The organism is Schinkia acidoalkalinis, assembly GCF_054301215.1.
In genome coordinates, this window is the sequence record NZ_CP182573.1 from 2668835 (window position 1) to 2689035 (window position 20201).

At 37.6% G+C, this 20201-nt stretch carries 14 protein-coding genes and 1 pseudogene; 13 read left to right on the forward strand and 2 right to left on the reverse strand.

The features are described from left to right. Nucleotides 1-42: 42 nt before the first annotated feature. The 12 genes from hpf (at nt 43) to ACNQFZ_RS13590 (ending at nt 15748) form a co-directional block, all read left to right on the forward strand. Entirely contained in the window at nt 43-585 is a 543-nt protein-coding gene (hpf, locus tag ACNQFZ_RS13535) for a ribosome hibernation-promoting factor, HPF/YfiA family (protein ID WP_458411870.1), read from the forward strand. A gap of 266 nt (nt 586-851) precedes the next feature. Then, nucleotides 852-3371, forward strand: a complete 2520-nt coding sequence (secA, locus tag ACNQFZ_RS13540) for a preprotein translocase subunit SecA (RefSeq protein ID WP_458411871.1) — start codon at nt 852-854, stop codon at nt 3369-3371. An 86-nt stretch (nt 3372-3457) separates the two neighbouring features. After that, nucleotides 3458-4559, forward strand: a protein-coding gene (gene prfB, locus ACNQFZ_RS13545) for a peptide chain release factor 2 (RefSeq protein ID WP_458411872.1) whose coding sequence is annotated in 2 segments (ribosomal slippage) — nt 3458-3529 and nt 3531-4559 — 1101 coding nt in all. Because the reading frame shifts where the segments join, the coding sequence is not laid out codon by codon here. Between the two features lie 585 nt (nt 4560-5144). Further along, nucleotides 5145-5510, forward strand: coding sequence for a cytochrome c551 (gene cccB / locus ACNQFZ_RS13550; RefSeq protein WP_458411873.1), 366 nt, complete (start codon nt 5145-5147; stop codon nt 5508-5510). Between the two features lie 318 nt (nt 5511-5828). Next, a complete protein-coding gene (locus ACNQFZ_RS13555) occupies nt 5829-6311 on the forward strand; it encodes a hypothetical protein (RefSeq protein WP_458411874.1) in 483 nt (160 codons plus the stop codon). A gap of 12 nt (nt 6312-6323) precedes the next feature. Then, nucleotides 6324-7010 carry a cell division ATP-binding protein FtsE gene (ftsE, locus tag ACNQFZ_RS13560; RefSeq protein WP_458411875.1) on the forward strand — a complete coding sequence of 229 codons (687 nt, stop codon included), beginning with the start codon at nt 6324-6326 and terminating at the stop codon, nt 7008-7010. Continuing rightward, on the forward strand, nt 7000-7893 hold the full coding sequence (gene ftsX / locus ACNQFZ_RS13565) for a permease-like cell division protein FtsX (RefSeq protein WP_458411876.1): 894 nt from the start codon (nt 7000-7002) through the stop codon (nt 7891-7893). The genes ftsE and ftsX overlap by 11 nt, the downstream gene beginning before the upstream one ends. Before the next feature lie 49 nt (nt 7894-7942). Beyond that, the gene (locus ACNQFZ_RS13570) at nt 7943-9163 is read left to right on the forward strand and encodes a murein hydrolase activator EnvC family protein (protein WP_458411877.1); all 1221 of its coding nucleotides are present in this window, start codon (nt 7943-7945) and stop codon (nt 9161-9163) included. A gap of 214 nt (nt 9164-9377) precedes the next feature. Further along, the gene (locus tag ACNQFZ_RS13575; protein WP_458415388.1) at nt 9378-10811 is read left to right on the forward strand and encodes a S41 family peptidase; all 1434 of its coding nucleotides are present in this window, start codon (nt 9378-9380) and stop codon (nt 10809-10811) included. 255 nt (nt 10812-11066) lie between these two features. Beyond that, on the forward strand, nt 11067-12254 hold the full coding sequence (locus ACNQFZ_RS13580) for a PDZ domain-containing protein (protein WP_458411878.1): 1188 nt from the start codon (nt 11067-11069) through the stop codon (nt 12252-12254). Between the two features lie 201 nt (nt 12255-12455). Then, nucleotides 12456-14309: a TniQ family protein gene (locus tag ACNQFZ_RS13585; protein ID WP_458411879.1), complete on the forward strand. Its 1854-nt coding sequence runs from the start codon at nt 12456-12458 to the stop codon at nt 14307-14309. Nucleotides 14310-14962: 653 nt separating this feature from the next. Then, the gene (locus tag ACNQFZ_RS13590; RefSeq protein ID WP_458411880.1) at nt 14963-15748 is read left to right on the forward strand and encodes a tetratricopeptide repeat protein; all 786 of its coding nucleotides are present in this window, start codon (nt 14963-14965) and stop codon (nt 15746-15748) included. A 109-nt stretch (nt 15749-15857) separates the two neighbouring features. Here ACNQFZ_RS13590 and istB read toward each other — a convergent pair whose 3' ends face one another. Both istB and istA read right to left on the reverse strand, forming a co-directional pair. Next, nucleotides 15858-16619: an IS21-like element helper ATPase IstB gene (gene istB / locus ACNQFZ_RS13595; RefSeq protein WP_458411699.1), complete on the reverse strand. Its 762-nt coding sequence runs from the start codon at nt 16617-16619 to the stop codon at nt 15858-15860. Further along, nucleotides 16619-17901: pseudogene (istA, locus tag ACNQFZ_RS13600) on the reverse strand (IS21 family transposase). The gene istB and the pseudogene istA overlap by 1 nt, the downstream one beginning before the upstream one ends. Nucleotides 17902-18082: 181 nt before the next feature. Between istA and ACNQFZ_RS13605 the strand changes: the two are divergent. Further along, a complete protein-coding gene (locus tag ACNQFZ_RS13605) occupies nt 18083-20029 on the forward strand; it encodes an ATP-dependent nuclease (RefSeq protein WP_458411881.1) in 1947 nt (648 codons plus the stop codon). Nucleotides 20030-20201: the final 172 nt, after the last annotated feature.

Genomic DNA, 20201 nt, shown 5'->3' on the forward strand with positions numbered 1-20201 from the left:
GAAATATAATAACATAGCACAAATCAAGGAGGGGTACCCATTATGAAATTCAACATTCGGGGTGAAAACATCACAGTTACTCCAGCAATTAGAGAATACGTGGAGAAAAAGATTGGGAAGCTTGAAAGATATTTTGAGCAAAAGCCAACATCTGATGTTAATGTTAATTTAAGTGTATATAATAACGAGCAAAAAATTGAGGTTACGATTCCTATGACATATCTTCTACTTCGTGCAGAAGAAAATCATGTAGATATGTATGCTGCCGTTGACCTAGTTGTGAACAAGCTAGAGCGTCAAATCCGCAAGCACAAAACAAAAGTAAACCGTAAACTTCGTCAAGCTGAAGAGGCTCCAAAATACGACTTTACTGAAGTGAATGGCAACGACGATTTAAGTGAAGAAGATTTCGAAGTTGTTCGTAACAAGCGTTTTGACCTTAAACCAATGGATTCTGAAGAAGCAATTCTTCAAATGAACATGTTAGGTCATAACTTCTTCGTTTTCGTTAACGCTGAAACAAACAGCACAAACGTTGTTTACCGTCGTAATGATGGCAAATACGGTTTAATTGAAGCTCAATAATTAAGCTGAAAAAATCAAGACGCAGTCATCATTTGGCTGCGTCTTTTAGTGTCCTTATTTCCAACAAAATCCACGGTTATTCAGCAATAGCCACCTGTTGTAATACTTTTCGATTAAATGTTAATATAGAGGATAGGACTCATGATTTATACATAAGTTGTCTAATTTTTATGAACAAGCTCGGGTATAATCTGGGGCAAACACACCAGATGTATCTGATTACGACTTATTTCATTTTTTGAAATGACTATAGAGGAGCGTCAGACATGCTAGGAATTTTAAAAAAGGTTTTTGGGGATACAAATCAACGCCATTTAAATCGATATCAAAAAATTGCTGATCAAATTGAAGCGCTTGAGCCGGATATTCAAAAGCTTACTGATGAACAGCTTCGAGCAAAGACGGAGGAGTTTAAAGCTCGCTATCAAAATGGTGAATCATTGGATGATCTTTTACCAGAAGCATTTGCCGTTGTTCGTGAAGGCTCTGTTCGTGTATTAGGTATGCGCCCATATCCCGTTCAGATTATTGGTGCGATTTCCCTTCATGAAGGAAATATTTCTGAGATGAAAACCGGTGAAGGTAAAACGCTCGTTTCCACCATGCCTGCTTATTTGAATGCATTGACTGGTAAAGGTGTTCACATTGTAACGGTCAACGAATATTTGGCACGCCGTGATGCTGTTGAAATGGGTCAGCTCCATGAATTTTTGGGCTTAACGGTTGGTCTTAACTTAAATAGTCTTTCACAAGATGAAAAACAGGCAGCTTATAATGCTGATATTACGTATGGTACAAATAATGAGTATGGCTTTGATTACCTGCGTGATAACATGGTGCTTTACAAAGAGCACATGGTACAGCGTCCGCTCCACTATGCCATCATTGACGAGGTTGACTCGATTTTAATTGACGAAGCGCGTACACCGCTGATTATTTCTGGTACAGCGAAGCAATCTGCATCACTCTATCTTACGGCTGATACTTTTGTCCGGACATTAAAGGAGGAAGAGGATTATACGTATGATGTAAAAACAAAAGGGGTGCAGCTGACCGAGGAAGGGATTGAAAAAGCAGAGCGGGCCTTTAAAATTGAGAATTTATTTGACCTAACCCATGTTTCGCTTGTTCATCATCTTGACCAGGCGTTGAAGGCGCATGTGAGTATGCATCGCGATGAAGATTATGTTGTCCAAGATGAAGAAGTGGTCATTGTTGACCAATTTACAGGCCGTTTGATGAAGGGCCGCCGCTATAGTGAAGGCTTGCATCAAGCGATTGAAGCTAAAGAAGGCTTGAAGATTCAAAACGAAAGTATGACGTTGGCAACAACAACATTCCAAAACTATTTCCGGATGTATGAAAAACTTTCCGGGATGACTGGTACGGCGAAGACAGAGGAAGAGGAATTCCGCAATATTTATAATATGCAGGTTATCGTTATTCCAACGAATAGACCGATTGCGCGTAACGACCGCCCGGATTTAATTTATAAAACAATGGCCGGTAAGTTCAATGCGGTTGTGGAGGACATTGCGGCGCGTCACCAAGCAGGACAGCCGGTACTGGTTGGTACGGTTAACGTTGATACATCTGAATTAATTTCACAATTGTTGAAGAAGAAAAAGATTCCGCACCATGTTTTAAATGCGAAAAACCATGAACGAGAAGCAGAGATTATTGAAAATGCAGGTCAACTTGGTGCTGTTACCATTGCCACAAACATGGCTGGACGTGGTACAGATATTAAGCTTGGTGAAGGTGTCTTGGAGCTTGGCGGGTTGGCGGTTGTTGGTACGGAACGCCATGAAAGCCGCCGGATTGACAACCAGTTGCGTGGACGTTCTGGTCGTCAAGGGGACCCTGGTATCACACAATTTTACCTATCCATGGAAGATGAATTAATGCGCCGTTTCGGCTCTGACAATATGAAAGCGATGATGGAACGCCTTGGCATGGATGATAGTCAGCCAATTGAAAGTAAGCTTGTGTCTAAAGCGGTTGAATCAGCGCAAAAACGTGTAGAGGGTAACAACTTTGATGCACGTAAAACATTGCTGCAATATGACGATGTATTGCGTCAGCAACGTGACATCATCTACAAGCAGCGTTATGACGTGTTAGATGCTGAAAATCTACGCGAAGTGGTTGAAAAAATGATTCAGTCGACGCTTGAGCGCAACATTGAAGCACATATGCCAAAGGATGCCCTACCGGAAGAGTGGGATTACAAAGGTATCGTGAATTATGTGGAAGGTAATCTTTTAGATGAAGGCGACTTGACTTTAGCTGATATTAAAGGCAAAGAACCTGAAGAAGTGGAAGAGATTATCCTTGAGCGTGTGACACGCGACTATGATGAAAAAGAAGCTGAGCTTTCATCTGAACAAATGCGTGAATTTGAAAAGGTTATCGTGCTTCGTTCTGTAGACTCCAAGTGGATGGATCATATCGATGCCATGGATCAGCTCCGTCAAGGTATCCATCTTCGCGCTTACGGTCAAATCGATCCATTACGCGAATACCAAATGGAAGGCTTTGCGATGTTTGAAAACATGATTGCGTCCATTGAAGAAGACGTTGCTAGGTACATCATGAAGGCCCAAATTCGCAGCAACCTACAACGCGAAAAAGTGGCAGAAGGCCAGGCCGTAAAACCTGAAAGTAGCAGTGAAGGTGAAACAAAGAAAAAGCCGTACGTGAAGCGTCAAGATATTAACCGCAACGACCCATGCCCATGTGGAAGCGGTAAAAAATACAAGCACTGCCATGGTGCACAACAATAATTTTGGTTGGGGTTAGGCACCATCTTCACGCTGGTGACTGGCCCTAATACTGAGATACTTAAATTTTTTTGAGGTGAGAAGGAACAATGGAATTAGTTGAAATAAGGCAAGAACTTGATCGAATTGCAAAAGTTTTAGATGGCTTTAGGGGGTCTCTTTGACCTCGAAGAGAAGGAAAAAAGAATTGCTGAGCTCGATGAAATGATGTCTATGCCTAGCTTTTGGGATGACCAACAGGCAGCACAGACGGTCATTAATGAAGCAAATGGCTTGAAAGATGTAGTCGGCCAGTTCACTGCTATGAATGATAGCTTTGAAAATCTTGAGGTTACGCATGAGTTGCTGAAGGAAGAAGAGGACGAGGATCTGAAGAAAGACCTTGAGAAAGAAATCAAGTCGCTTACTGAGGATGTGAATCAATTCGAACTCCAACTTCTTCTTAGCGAGCCATATGACAAAAACAACGCCATTTTGGAATTGCACCCTGGTGCAGGTGGTACTGAGTCACAGGATTGGGGCTCTTTGCTGCTTCGGATGTATACGCGCTGGGCTGAGAAGAAAGGCTTTAAAGTTGAAACGCTTGATTATTTAGCAGGCGATGAAGCGGGAATTAAAAGCGTAACATTGTTAATTAAAGGCCATAATGCCTATGGTTATTTGAAGGCTGAAAAAGGGGTGCACCGCCTTGTGCGTATTTCACCGTTTGATGCCTCAGGCCGCCGCCATACTTCGTTCGTATCCTGTGACGTTATGCCAGAATTCAATGAAGAAATCGAAATTGAAGTGCGGGATGTTGATTTGAAAATTGATACATACCGTTCAACCGGTGCCGGCGGACAGCATATCAACACAACAGATTCTGCTGTTCGGATCACCCACTTGCCAACTGGTATTGTGGTAACATGCCAATCCGAGCGTTCACAAATTAAAAACCGCGAACAAGCAATGAAAATGTTAAAGGCTAAACTGTATCAGAAAAAAATCGAAGAGCAGCAAGCCCAGCTTGATGAAATTCGCGGCGAGAAAAATGAAATTGGCTGGGGCAGCCAGATCCGCTCATACGTCTTCCATCCATATTCAATGGTGAAAGACCACCGCACAAACGTCGAAGTGGGAAATACCCAATCCGTGATGGATGGAGAAATCGATATTTTTATTGATGCTTATTTAAGATCAAAGTTGAGTTAATAGCCTATTAATAGCTTTAAAAGCGAATGGCGCTGCGTAGGAACTCCTATTTTTTCGTATGGAAAATGATAGGAGTTCTTAGTTTTGGTCAAAATAATGTGTAGTTGTAGAAGTTGCAGTATGGTAGCCGCTTAAGGACACCATGAGTAGGAAAACCAGCCAAGGAGTCCGAGAGCAGTCCTCAAACGGACAGTCTAAGCGGAAAAAGTAGGCAAGGAGTCCGATAGCAGCCCTTAAACGGACAGTCTAAGCGGAAAAACCAATCAATCAGTCCGAATAATACATAAAATCAAACATCTCCTCCTTCCTCCCACTAACCCCCTCCAAAAATTTAATTTTCCCCGGATATACTAAGAATAGTTTGCAAATACTAATCCATGTAATCTATCCAAGCGTTCGTTTGCATTGTCCTCCCTATAGCAATTGTTCAATAGTTTGTCACAATTTAGAACATTTAGTACTAGATATGCATTTTTAAACTTGCAAGTTCCTTTTACAAGTTTTAAAAATTGTTTATAATAGGGTAGTGTACAAACATATGGTACGCTTAACAATATTTACTACTATTAAGGGGGAGTAACTAGAATGAATAAAAAGTTACTTGCATTGTTCATGGGTTCTGCACTAGTTCTAGGTGCATGCGGCGGCGGTGGAGATACTGCTAAAGAGCCAGCTAATAACGCTGGAAATACTGGCACAACAGAACAAGCAGCACCTGCTGCAGATGACGTTTCTGCAAAAGCTGAAGGAATTTTCAAACAAAGCTGTGCAAGCTGCCATGGTCAGAATCTTGAAGGCGGCGTTGGTCCTGACCTAACTAAAGTAGGTACAAGACTAGACCAAGCTGGAATTGAAAATATCCTTGCTAATGGACGTAATGCTATGCCAGCTGGATTAATCCAAGGTGACGATGCTAAAGCTGTTGCTGAATGGTTAGCAGCTAAGAAATAATAGAATATATAATGTAAAAGAGCTTCTATCTTCGCATAGCTAGCTCTTTTTATTTTTTCTAAAATCTTCAACCATTTGTCGAAAGTTCCTGTAGTTTGAAACATAAATTTAATAAAAAATGCCTCAAAATAGCGAATGAAGATGGTATAATATAAAAGCATGTCATGATTTATCAGTTCATGGCGCTTTTTCTATTGTTAAAATTAGCGCGCGCTCACATAATTTGGTTTGCAGACGGTAATGTATGTAGTGCGTGGAGCTGGAGTGGGGCAGGTCCTAGTCATTTATTGCCACCAAAAGTAAATGTGAAAAAGTTTCATGGTAGATAAATTCTATTTATCGTCACCAAAGGTGAAAGCGTCAGAGCTTGATGATGATAAACGCAATTTATCATCACCAAAAGTGAAAGCGCCAGAGTTTGATGATGATAAACGCAATTTATCATCACCAAAGGTGAAAGCGTCAGAGCTTGATGATGATAAACGCAATTTATCATCACCAAAAGTGAAAGTGCCAGAGTTTGATGATGATAAACGCAATTTATCATCACCAAAAGTGAAAGCGCCAGAGTTTGATGGTGATAAACGCAATTTATCATCACCAAAAATGAAAGTGCCAGAGTTTGATGATGATAAACGCAATTTATCATCACCAAAAGTGAAAGCGCCAGAGTTTGATGATGATAAACGCAATTTGTCATCACCAAAAGTAAAAGCATCGGAGTTTGATGGTGATAAACCTGATTTACCTAACTGCCATAAAACAATCGCTTATGTTCAATTAAAAAAGACTAACAATTAGGTGTGATAGTACATGATAGAAATGGAAGACGTTTATAAGCAATATCCCAACGGGGTATTAGCGGTAAACGGTATTAATGTCCAAATCAAACAAGGTGAATTTGTCTATGTTGTTGGGCCGAGCGGTGCGGGGAAATCCACTTTTATCAAAATGATGTACCGTGAGGAGAAGCCGACTAAAGGATCAATCATGATCAACGGAATTAATCTTTCGAAATTAAGGGCAAGCAAGGTGCCATTATTAAGAAGAAATATCGGTGTCGTTTTCCAAGACTTTAAATTACTACCGAAGCTTACTGTTTTTGAAAATGTAGCCTTTGCGCTTGAGGTTATTGAAGAGCATCCGCGCAATATTAAGCGGCGCGTTCTCGAGGTTCTTGATCTTGTAAAATTAAAGCATAAGGCGCGTTTCATCCCGGCTGAGCTTTCAGGCGGGGAGCAGCAGCGTGTCTCGATTGCGAGAGCGATTGTCAATTATCCGAAAATTGTTATTGCCGATGAGCCTACAGGAAACCTGGATCCGGATTCTTCGTGGGGCATTATGGAGCTTTTTGAGGAGATTAACAACCGCGGCACGACCGTAGTCATGGCAACGCATAACAGGGAAATTGTTAATTCCATGCGAAAGCGCGTGATTGCGATTGAGAGTGGCCGTATCGCGAGAGATGAAAAACGAGGTGAGTACGGCTATGACAGTTAATACATTGTATCGACATCTAAGAGACGGCAGCAAAAATATTGCTAGAAATGGCTGGATGACGTTTGCTTCGGTTAGTGCGGTTACTGTGACATTGCTGTTAGTTGGGATTTTTCTCGTCATCATGATGAATTTAAATAACTTTGCAACAACTGTTGAAAAAGATGTTGAAATAAGGGTTCATATTGACCAAGTTGCGAATGATGCACAAATCAAACAACTCGAACAACAAATTAAGAAAATTTCAGAAGTCGATACTGTTGTTTTTTCTCCAAAGGAAAAAGAGTTACAGGAAATTATCGCTAGTTTTGGCGAGCAAGGGAAAGCATTCGAATCGTTAAAGAGTGAAAATCCGCTTCGTGACGTTTTTGTAATCAAAACAAAGGATCCGGAAATGACGCCCGGAGTTGCCAAAAAAATAGAGAAATTTGACAATGTAGAACGAGTAAACTATGGCCAAGGGACTGTTGAAAAATTATTTAAATTTGTCAATGTCTCCAGAAATATTGGACTTGCTCTCATTATTGGCTTAATTTTTACAGCCATGTTTTTAATCTCAAACACTATTAAAATAACGATTGTGGCTAGAAAAAGAGAAATTGAAATTATGCGACTTGTGGGTGCGACGAATTCGTTTATCCGTTGGCCGTTTTTCATTGAAGGACTTTTACTAGGTGTGATGGGAGCACTCACACCAATCGTTTTAATCATGGTGGGCTATAGCTACTTATATGATGTCCTACAGCCAAAACTTCATGACACATTTATTCAAATGCTGCCTTTTAGTCCATTTTCGTTCCAGGTTGCCTTTATTCTGCTCGTAATTGGTGCTTTTATCGGTGTTTGGGGAAGTTTAATGTCCGTTCGCAAGTTTTTGAAGGTGTAGTTTTATAGTTTGATTGTTTTATAGAAAAATTAGGGGAGATGGAAGCGTAGTGCGAAAGTTTTTGAGCGTAGTTATGTCTGTATCGCTAGCCCTTGGCGGCTACACTTTTTCAAGCGACCACGCATCTGCCAGCTCACAGCTAAAGACGAAAATCAACGAGGTCCATGGTAAGCGTAAGGAATTAAATAATGATATACAAGCAAAAAAGAGTGAAATGAATCAAATTTCAAATAAAAAGGAAAATGTCAATGCTGAAATTAAGCGAATTGATTTAGCAGTGGCTGAAACTGCTGAGAGAATTCGTAAAAAAGAAGCTGAGATTAGAACTTCGAAAGATAAAATTGAAAAGCTCGGCACCCAAATCAACGACTTGCAAGTTAAAATCAAGAAAAGAGATGAAGCTTTAAAGACCAGAGTGCTCTCTGTACAAGAAACCGGCGGTGTCGTGAGCTATTTAGACGTCTTGCTTGGGGCCAAAAGCTTCGGTGACTTTCTAGAGCGTGCCAATGCCGTTTCGGTTATCGTTCAGCAGGATAAAGATATTTTACAAGAGCATATGAATGATAAACAACAGCTTGAAGAGCTAAAAACAGAGGAACAAACAGAGCTTAATGGTTTAGAGCAAAAGCGCTCTGATCTGAAGTCAGACCAATCAACACTGCTTTCACAAAAAGGTGAAAAAGAAAAATTAATGAAAGAGCTTAAAGCACAGGAACAACAAATTGAGGAAGAGATGTTGGACCAAGCGGAGGAAGCAGAAATTTTACGAAAACAAGAAGAATCTTATAAGCGCCTTTATGAACAATGGAGAGAGCAGCAGCGCCGCGCTCAAGAGGCAAAGCAACGAGGAGAAGCGCCACCGGTAACAGATGGAACCTTTATGAGACCTGCAAATGGTCCTGTTACATCGAATTACGGTTCACGCTGGGGCAAGCTCCATGCTGGTCTCGATATCGGTAAGCGTGGCTCAAGTGTTCCAATCGTAGCAGCTGCCGACGGAATTGTGTTCCGCTCTTACTATTCATCTTCCTATGGGAATGTTGTCTTTGTATCCCATAATATAAACGGAAAGATGTATACAACTGTTTATGCCCATATGGAAAGCCGTAAAGTTTCTGAAGGTGAAGCGGTAAGTAAAGGCACATTATTAGGCTACATGGGTAATACAGGACATTCTTTTGGCGCCCACCTTCATTTTGAAATTCACGAAGGGTCATGGAATGCGGCTAAATCAAATTCTGTAAATCCTAAGAAGTATATTAATTTTTAACCTTGCTTATGAAACATAAATCGTACAAGCTCGTCATATAGTATAGAGACAATTTCAGGCATCGCACTTTTTGTGTGATGCCTTTTCCTGCCCTGGATGATAGTGGTACAATGGTAAAGTGAATCATGTAGACAGACTCAAAAATATGAGATACAGTCAATGATAACGCAGGAAATATGTCTAACAGATAGATATTGGGGTGAGTGGTTTGAGAATACGTAAAAGGATAGTTTTTGTTTTAATGGCATTATCTCTTTTTGCCGGGGCGGGCATTTCTTATCTTTTTTTTAACGGCATAAATGGAAACGCCCAGTTTGGGGCTGCTTTTTCCAAAGAAGATAAGGGGACAGAGAAGGATGCCCAAAAAATTGAGCAGGCCTTGGAGCTTATTTCGAGTAGTTATGTCGAGAAAGTGGATAAGAAGAAGCTTGTCGAAGGCGCCATCTCCGGAATGGTGAACACGCTTGAGGATCCATATTCCGTTTATATGGATAAAGAAACAGCCGGTCAATTTGAACAATCATTGGATTCATCCTTTGAAGGTATTGGCGCTGAGGTAAGTATGACTGATGGCAAAGTGACCATCGTTGCTCCTTTTAAAGATTCACCGGCAGAAAAAGCTGGGTTGAAGCCAAATGATTTTATTTTAAGTGTGGACGGCAAGAGCTTAACAGGGCTTGATTTATACGAAGCCGTTTTAAAAATTCGCGGGGAAAAGGGTTCCAAAGCGATTCTTGAGGTTCAACGGGCTGGTGTAACTGGCACATTGAAAGTTGAAGTGACACGTGATGAAATTCCAATTGAAACGGTCTATAGCTCTGTAAAAAATTATCAAGGCAACAAAATTGGCTATATTGAAATCACAAGTTTTTCAGAAGACACAGCAAAGGATTTTGCATCCCAATTGAAGGATCTTGAAAAGAAAAAAATAGCAGGATTAGTCATTGACGTACGCGGCAATCCAGGCGGCTATTTACAAAGTGTAGAGGATATCCTTCAGCTATTGGTGACAGGTGATAAACCCTATATCCAAATTGAAGACCGCAATGGTCAGAAAAAACGTTATTTCTCATCGTTAAAAGAAAAGAAAAACTATCCGATCAACGTGTTAATTGATAAAGGCAGTGCTTCTGCATCTGAAATATTAGCAAGTGCATTAAAAGAAGCGGGCGGCTATGACCTTGTTGGTGAAACATCCTTCGGTAAGGGTACCGTTCAGCAGGCAGTACCACTAGGGGATGGCAGCAACATTAAGTTGACATTATTTAAGTGGCTGACACCTGACGGTAACTGGATTCATAAAAAAGGGATAAAACCAACAGTAGAAGTAAAACAGCCGGATTATTTCTATTCAAGCCCAATTCAAATTGATAAAGAACCACTCGTGTATGACACAAATAACGAACAGGTTAAGAGTGCACAGCTGATGTTAAAAGGACTAGGCTTTGAGCCAGGCCGCCATGATGGCTACTTTAGCAAGCAAACTGAAGTTGCCGTTCAAGCCTTCCAAGAAGCCAACAAGCTTCCAGTGACAGGCCAAATCGATAAAGACACAGCGAAAAAGCTGGAAGAAAAAATTATCGAAGAAGTAAAAGACGAGAAAAATGATATTCAGCTGGAAACAGCGATTAAAACGCTATATAAATAATAGGTAGCAGTACGACCAAAGTATTGTATAAATCAGGAAACTGGCAGGAGTTAGGCCAAACTTGTCGAATATATCCGTATGGGAATACGGGTATATTTTTTTTGTAAAATTTAGGTTGAGTAAAATTATGTCAACTAACAACTATTCCCATATGGACAAACACGAAACTATTCATTAGTCTAGAATTAGTGGTTACTAGTTATATAGATTACGGTTTTAATAGAAAAGCTTTTTGGTTAATGAAGGATGGTGCTTATGCTGGAAGCATGGGGAATTGAGCTTTTGTACGGGATAGGAAGGTTTTTCCTAAATCCGGCTCTTTATATATTATTACTATTTGCGTTGTTTCTTGGAGTTCGGCGCACGAAACGGGAACGGAAGGATTTTAATGTCCGCATTCAGCCTTTTAATCTTGAATGGATCGAATTTGTCTTGTCAGGATTAGTTACTGGGCTAGTTGTGTCGCTTGTCATGATTGCTTTAGGGGCAGTGATTCCGGTCGGCATTATTGTCATGGCCTCACTGGTAACGATTATTTTTATGCTGACAACGCAGCCTCGTTGGCTTTCACCTGCGTTCGTCGTTGGAATCGCGATGTTGGTTTCTTTGTTGCTGCCAAATGTAAAAATTGAAAATGCGCTTGTTTCAAAATGGATAGAAGGCATAACCAATAGTTCCTATCTTTTTATCGCGATTTTGTTGTCAGTTTTGCTTTTTGCGGAAGGCTTGTTAATTTTACGAAAAGGGCATTTACATACTTCGCCGAAGCTGAAAAAAAGTAAACGAGGAAAGCAAATCGGCTTCCATGAAGCGAAAAAGCTATGGATGGTACCTGTGCTATTACTAATTCCAGGTGACGCCATTACGTCAACATTTGAATGGTGGCCGGTCATTACAACGCCATTTGCAACCTTTTCATTGGTAGCTGTTCCATTTGGAATCGGCTTTCATCAACAAGTACAGGCCTCCTTGCCAAAGGCGGCGATTCAAAAGACAGGTAGAATGGTGCTTTTATTAGCCCTCATCGTGACAGCATTAACGGTTGGCGTTTATTGGCTCCCAGTTTTAGCAATTGCAGCCGCTGCTGTTGCTATCATTGGCCGGGAATTTATTAATTTTAAACAAAGAATGTTGGATGATGTTTCATTCTTTGCAAATAACGATAAGGGTTTGGTTATTTTAGGGGTCATTCCAAATTCTCCAGCCGAAAAGATGTCACTATTAGTTGGTGAATTTATTTCAAAAGTGAACGGGAAGCAAGTGCGGACTGAAAAAGAATTTTACGAAGCACTTCAAGCCAATCGGGCCTATTGTAAGCTTGATGTATTGGATTATAATGGGGAAGTGCGCTTTGTTCAAGGGGCGCTGTACGACGGCGAGCATCACGAGCTTGGATTATTGTTCGTCCATGATGAAAATGCGTGGACAATTGAAGCGGTATGAGTGTAAATTTTCATAAACTTCCGGAATCTGTTCAGAATTCTTCGGAATGATTATTCTTAATTTTACGGAACAATTCATATTTATAAGGAATCAAATACATCAATCGTCGGAAAGTGATTTGCATTATAATTGGACTATATATGTCGCCTAAAATATTGTTTGCTCATCGCCAAAACACTTTTTATGAAAAGGAGATTCTTTATGAGTCCATTGCTACAAACTCTCCTTCCTTTTAAGGGGGAGAGTTTGAAAAGTTTCTTAATGCGGCTGTCTATGGAAAATGGCTATGAATCTATCTTATGGATATACCAGTTAAGTAATCTAACTAGAAGATCGACCTATTATTTATCACCTAAGAATAGTGATTTATTTGAGTTGGGAGCATTAGTAGGTTTGGAAAGTGGTGTGTTATGGGATTTAACATTTGTAAACGAATTTGATGATTATTTATCAAATGATTACTATACAAAACTGATTTATAATTGTGGAATATCCAGTATACATTCTAAAATTTGCCCAGTATGTATTGGAGAAAACAGTTATGAACAAAAATTATGGGATTTAAATATTAATATTGCATGTTATAAGCACAATGTTTTGCTCATTAACGAATGTTGTAATTGCCACAATCTTATTTCTTCTAATAGATACAGCATTGAGTATTGTAATTGTGGTTATCCACTTAGGGAATTTCCTACAATTCAGGCTCCCAAAAACCTGATAGAAATTTCGAAATTACTCCATTATTCATCAACAAAGAAATTCACTTCATCAAATAATAACAATCCGCTTCATAATTTATCGCTAAAACATATTGTTAGCCTGTTAACATTTTTTTCTCGACAAATGGCCATTTATTTCGATTATGGGGAATTCGGCAATAAGATTCCAACACTTGATAATAAATATCAACAATTATTAATTGATACCTACAACGTATTCATAGATTGGCCAAACAATTATTATTCTTTATTAAATAAAATTCAGAATTTAAGACGTGATCAAAAAGGAGCTATATTACAATTATCAGGCATTTATAAAGGGATTCATAGGAAATTTGCTCTGCCTATATTTTCCTTCTTAAGGGACGAATACTACAATTATATGAGGGAGGATAAAGAAAGAGAATATAAAATAGTTAGGTCAAAAACTTCCTTAAATGAAGAATCTACTTACCTAAATTTTGTAGAAGTAACCAAAAAGTTAAAGATGAAACCAAATACAATAAAAAAGTTAGTGGAAAACGGAATTTTAGATGGAACATATAAGAGATTTTCTGGTCAAGAACAAGTTCTAATTCGAAAAGAATCGATTGAAAATTATTATAAATTTATTGAGGCAAATTTAAGATTAATGGATGTTGCTTCTTATTTAGGTATTAATACCTCAAGAGTTATTGAACTAGAAAAACAGGGATTAATCAAGGCTCTTCTTGGACCTGAAAATGGCTTTAAAAGATGGTTATTTTCAAAGGGTAGTGTACAGGCTCTTCTTACTAATCTAAACCAGTTAGTTTGTAATGAAGTAAATGGAGAAGTTAATAATGAAGAAAGAATAAGTTTTAATCAGACATTAAAAATTGCCAGTGGTTATGGATTAAAAATAGGAGATTTTATTAACCTTCTTACCAATAATGAAATCTGTCCATATGAAAAAGATATTCAAAATACGGGATTAAATCAATTGATATTTAATAAAACGGCTGTTGTTAATTCTTTGAAAAAGTGGAACCTTTTAAATGCTAGTGAACTAAATGCATTAGAAATTTCCCAAGTGATTGGCGAAAATTATGATTATGTCCTCATGTGGCTAAACGCAGGTTTAATAAAAAGTGGAGTAAAAAAACTAGGGAAAAGCTGTGTTTATAGGGATGACTTGTTAACTTTTCAAAAAACATATATTTCTTTAATTAAGCTATCAGTAAAATTAAATATACACTCCACAAAGCTAAGAAGGCAGTTATTGGAGCAAAATATTAAGCCTGTATTCGGATCGGAATTAGACGGAGGCTATCTATATTTAATTAGTGATGTTTTAGATTACACAAAATTTTAATCACTAGATATCCCCACTTTCTAGTATTTACGATCGGTTTACAATATTTGTGGGTTAAAGTGAGAGAAAACTCTAAAAAAACTAGTTTGGAGATGTAATTTTAAAGTGAATTTACATCTCTTTTTATTTAAAAAAGCCATGGAATACAAAAATTAAATCCTTGGTTGCTCTAAATAGGTTGCTATTTCATCATATAGTGGGTAGCCATAGTTTGTTAAATTACCAACTTTATACTAAAACATCCGACTACTTGGTAAAATAAACTTATTAATATTTGTGAAAGTTTGCACTTAAACTAACGATGCAGATTAGTTGAGCAAAGAGGTTGGATTTTTTTATCCAATTAGTAGCTATATCTTTATAGACATTGAAAAATGTATACGGGATGAAAGTTCTATTGAATAATTCATAAAATATTATTGTGCTAACCGGGGGCGTTGATCAAACAAATATTTACATTTTATTTGTTGAAGTTAAATACACCATCGGTGCAGTATAGTTGAACAAAGGTAATGGGGTTTTCATGACAAAATCAAAGAGTGAGTGGAGGGGGACTGAGTGTTTTTATTACAACAGGTATATGTATTATTATTGGCTCTCTAGAATAATTGGTGGTTTTTATTCTGTTCTAATATGACAATAGAGGATGAAAAATGAACATTTTTAGTTTTTTCAAGAAGTGGAGTAGAGAAAGTAAGTTAGGCCATCATGCAAATCATTCTGAGATATCAAAAAACCTTAGTACAAATGCAAAGAGCCCATATGAGAAAGTATGTAAAGAATATTCTGATGTAATTAAACTTGACCCACAAAATGCAAATTTATATGTAGAGCGGAGTAAAACATATACGTCGTTGAAAAAATATGATTTAGCAATTCAAGATCTTGAAATCGCTTTTCAGATAGAGCCGCAAAGGCATTTCTTTTTTTATTTCCTACGGCATCAAATATTTTTGGAATTAGGTAATTTAGAGAAATCATTAGAGGATATAAAGAAGGCTGTTAACTTAGCACCTCCAAAATATATGTATCATAAACATTTAGCTAAGGTTTACGAGGAGCTAGGGCAGAGAGAGAACGCCATATTGGTTTTAAAGCAAGAAATTGAAGAAAATCCAAAAACCAGACAAGCTTATTTGGACAATGCGGAATTTTATGAGAGAATTTGGCAGCTTACAGAGGCTCTTGAGTACATCACTATAGCCATTGAAGTAGAACCGGCAAAACTCTACCTCTATCATCGGAGAGCAAGAATTTATACAAAAATGGGGCAGTTTGATAATGCACTAATGGATTGCAATGTCTGCATTAAAATTGAGCCTAAAGAGTGGACTCATTACCGGGTACGCTCAGAAGTATATAAAGCAAAGGGAGATATTCAATCAGCAGAGGCAGACTATCACACGAGTTTGGAGCTGAATCCTTGTATAAATCGGTAACTTTTAAGGGATTTAGTGATTAAATCTTCTTCAACTATAAGGGGCTTTACTTAAAGTATAAATGTCAACACTATCATGCACACTTTTGCTTGCGTAAGGATGTACAAAATCACTCGTTTTCTTTCTCTAAATGATCCTTCAAACGATAAGAAGGCCCCACAATCGCAACGACAGTTGCGTGATGTAAAATTCGATCTAAAATGGCATTGGCAAGCTTTGGCTCTTGGAAAATCTCATCCCATGATTTGAAGTTTACATTTGTTGTTAAAATCGTACTGCGCTTTTCGTAACGCATATCAATGAGCTGGAAAAATAGCTTCGCATCTTCAGAATCAATAGGTAGATAGCCAATTTCATCGATAATTAATAGCTTGTATTTTGTATAATGTTTTAAGCGGCTCTCTAGGCGATTCTCAAGACGTGCCTTTTTCAGGTTTTGAATCAAATCATGGCACTTTATGAAATAGGTGCTTGTACGTTTCTTAGCTGCCGCAATTCCAATGGAGGTTGCCAAGTGGGTTTTTCCAACACCACTCGGACCCAAAAAGACGATATTCTCATTCTTCTCAATAAAACGAAGCGTTAAGAAATCTAAGATCTGTTGTTGATTAATGGTAGGTTGAAAAGCGAAATCAAAATCCTTAATTTCCTTTAAATGTGGGAACGCACCGACCTTCACCATCGATTGAACCATATTCTGTTCGCGTACATCTATTTCGTAATTCGTTAATTTGATGATTGTATCAATGATTGAAAGTTGATTGTTCACGCTGAAGTCTATGACTTCATTTAAATGCAATGTCATTTGCTTAAGCTTTAAATACTCTAAATTTTGTAATAGCTGTTGGTAATTCGTGGCCACTGGATTCATTATTGATACACCTCACCAATCGCTGCTAAATTTCGTTTTGCTAAATCATCAATATCAGGATAAGTAGGCGTTGAAACCCCTAAAGATTCTTGATAATGCGCTTCCTGATAATTTAATTTCTTGTGACTTATAGGATGTTGTGCGATCAGCTTCGTGTTATAATAAATCCATAATTGATCATCATACACTTGTAATCCTACATTCTTTCCTTGGTACTTCGCTGGTACCGAGTATTGATTGGATTTGTAGGAAATCATGTTGGAAGCATTGACTTTTACAAGCGTATGTTTGATGCGATAAGAATCTCTTATTTTGTCAGTTGGTAGCTGGTGTAAGAGGTTCTTTTCTTTTTGGAATTCAAGGATTGGTATTTTTCCTGTACCTTGATGCACCTCGTGATTCAATCGGTGGCATAAATCTTGTACAAATTGATGTAGTTCCTCTAATGTTAACTGACCTTGGTAAGCATGGATTTCATCTAATAATTTCATGGTGGTTTCAACTTTCCCTTTCGTACGTGGTCGCCCTGCGATACAAGGCTTTACTTTAAACCCAAAATCCTTTGCGAATTGTTCAAACTTGGCATTTATTTTCCCGGAAAATGCTCTGTTCTTGCTTCATCCATTACCGTTTTCATGTTGTCCGTAACGAGCTCATCTGGTACACCCCCAAATGCTTCAAATGCCTCTGTTAAAAACGAAAATAAAACACTTTGAGATTTTGAAATACTTAAATAAAATGTACGTAACCGGGAGCACGAAAGCAGTAGTACCGCAACATTCACTTCTACTTGTTCCCCATCTTTTGTTTCAAATGGAATACTTTCTTTCCAATCTAGCTGTGCTTGCTTCCCAGCTGGTGTTTCAAAACGAGCGGTTCCTGTAGGGACTGCAATCGGCTTGTCTTCCTCAAAGTAGGCATTAAACTCAGGCGTTTTTGCAATATAGGCTCGAAAAGTAGAGGCAGCACAATCAAGACCATGATTGTCCTTTAGATATTGCCAAAGCACTCGACGGTAATAAAATTTCTGTTTGGAATCCTCTGAAAGAAGTGCGGCTATGATGGGATAGTACTCATCAATTTTGGAAGACTTCTCCCTCTTACGCTTCGGCATAAAACCATTTAGATATTTTTCAATCGTTCTCCGATCCACACCTAATTCTCTTGCTAATTGACTTTTATTGATTTTCATTTTTAAATGCTCCATTACTTGTTTAAATTTTGGTAAGTCTATAAGACTCTTAATCTCAAAATCTGTTTCAACATTTAAAGTTATGTACATAGTTATTCAAGCAAGAGTGTGCATTATTAAAATATCATTTTTACTTAAAGAAAGACCATCAAAAAAAGATGGTCTATTTTTGGTGTATATAACAACATTTTTTACAGTATCATCATTTTTCACCACTTTTTCCTTTATAATTAAATAATGTAAAATATTGTAGAAAAAGGGAGAGATGAAAATGAAATTAAGCAGAGTTGAGGTCAGAAATTACAAGTCAATTAGCCACATTGTCGCAAATATTGATGACCTAACTGCAATCGTTGGAAAAAACAATTATGGTAAATCAGCTTTATTGGATGCAATTCAGTGCTTTTATGGAGACAAAACAATTAATGATGATGATTTTCATATGGGAAAAGAAGAAAATATAGAAATAGGCTTACTTTTCACTAATATCGTTAATGAAGATATTGAACGTTTTTTTAATTACAAATCAATGTCTAACAAAACAATGCTGAAAATAATGGAGAGCGAGGGTAACCAGGCGCTGAAGGAAAGAGAACTTCGTAAGTTGGAGGAAAAGCGAGTACAAAAGTTTGCTGAAACAACTGAAAAGTTTTGTATGGATTTAGAGCAGAATGACAGTATATTAATTAAGTTAATTAAGCCAAGACGAGGAAACAGTGTATACAAACTATCAAATGACTCCACCGTTGCAAAAAACGATTTCTGTAAATTAATTCCCCAAATTAAGGTTATCTCTGCTATAAGAACACCCGATAAAGAAACTACTGCTGGAACTAAATCTAATATGAAAGAACTAATATCATTACTACAAGAGCAACAGGAAGAGGAAAATTTCGTAAAACTGCCTAATACACGAGATAAATTAACCTATGGAGAAATAAAGGCACTGATATCAACAAATGAAGAGGAACAATGCCGAAATTTATCAACCGACTTAACTACACACTTTCAGGAAGCAATTAGTACCGATACGCTTTCTGTAAAGGTTAAAATTGAAGAAGGTTTTAAATTCGATTTTAAATACAAGACAGTGCTTATTGATAGGGATATGCCCCATAAGGAAATTGATATATTATCTTGTGGAACTGGACTTCAAAGTATGATGATTTTATCCATACTTCAAACTTATATTAAAATGATGAATGACAGCAATTTGATTCTACTTATTGAAGAACCAGAAGTTTATTTGCATCCTTCACTTCAACGTAAAATGATTAATACTTTGGTAAAAATAAGTAAGAAGAATCAAGTATTGTTAACTACCCACTCACCAATTATTATTAGCAAGATTGACCAGCAGAATATTCATTGTATAAATAAGGTAGGTGGAGTATCAAGTATTATGGATGCTACGGCAACCACCATTATTGAAGAGCTTGGAATTCAAGTATCAGACATCCTAAATAAGAATGCTGTATTGTTCGTAGAAGGAAAAGACGATAACAATTTATTCACTACTTTAATTAACAAATTAGCGACAAATATGGGCTTAGACAGCGATTTCACAATGAAAGAGATTGATATCATACAAACCGACGGTTATGACAAAATGGATTTTTATGCCAACGCTAAGATTTTACATAAAGATGTAGTTAAAACTCCATATTGGGTGCTAACTGATTCTGACGGAGAAGAAATACCAGCTAGAAAAGCTTCGCTAGTTAAAAAAGGTACTGATAATGGGGTAAAAATAGATGAAGAACGAATAAAAATTCTCTATGAATATGCAATTGAATCCTACTTTTTGGACCCGACTATATTATCAACACTATTTCCAAAATTGGGATTTGAAGAACTAAAGGAATTATGTGATTGTTATTATCTCGCTTATGAAACTGCCTTAAACTTATTAAGGCAAAATAAGTTCGGAAAGAAGCAACACTTCAGAGCATATTTTAAACCTAAGATTATGTTTAGTGATTTAGATAAGCCTCAACAAGCAATAAATCACATCCTTGATACACAATATCGTGCTAGCGAATCAGTTAAAGAAACAAGAAACAAATTAATTCAAGAGTGGGCATCTTTGGAAGACCCTATAATTAAGCTAATAGAAACTTTGGATATTGTACTTCTCAAAGAAACACGAATGAGCGAAATAATAAAAGTTGTTGAAGAGATTATTACTGAGATAGCTCCAAAGAGAGTAGAGCTATAACAGACAAAAGAAGAGTATTTTAAAATGTTAAAGAGATTGTGAATTAATGTACTTAAAGTAACAGGGGCGTTTCTGTAACAAGCAGGGACGCTTTTTCTATTTCTTTAAACAAGAAAAAGTAAAATAATGTTAAAATATGATAAGGATTAGTACCGGTCTTTGAAGTATTGAA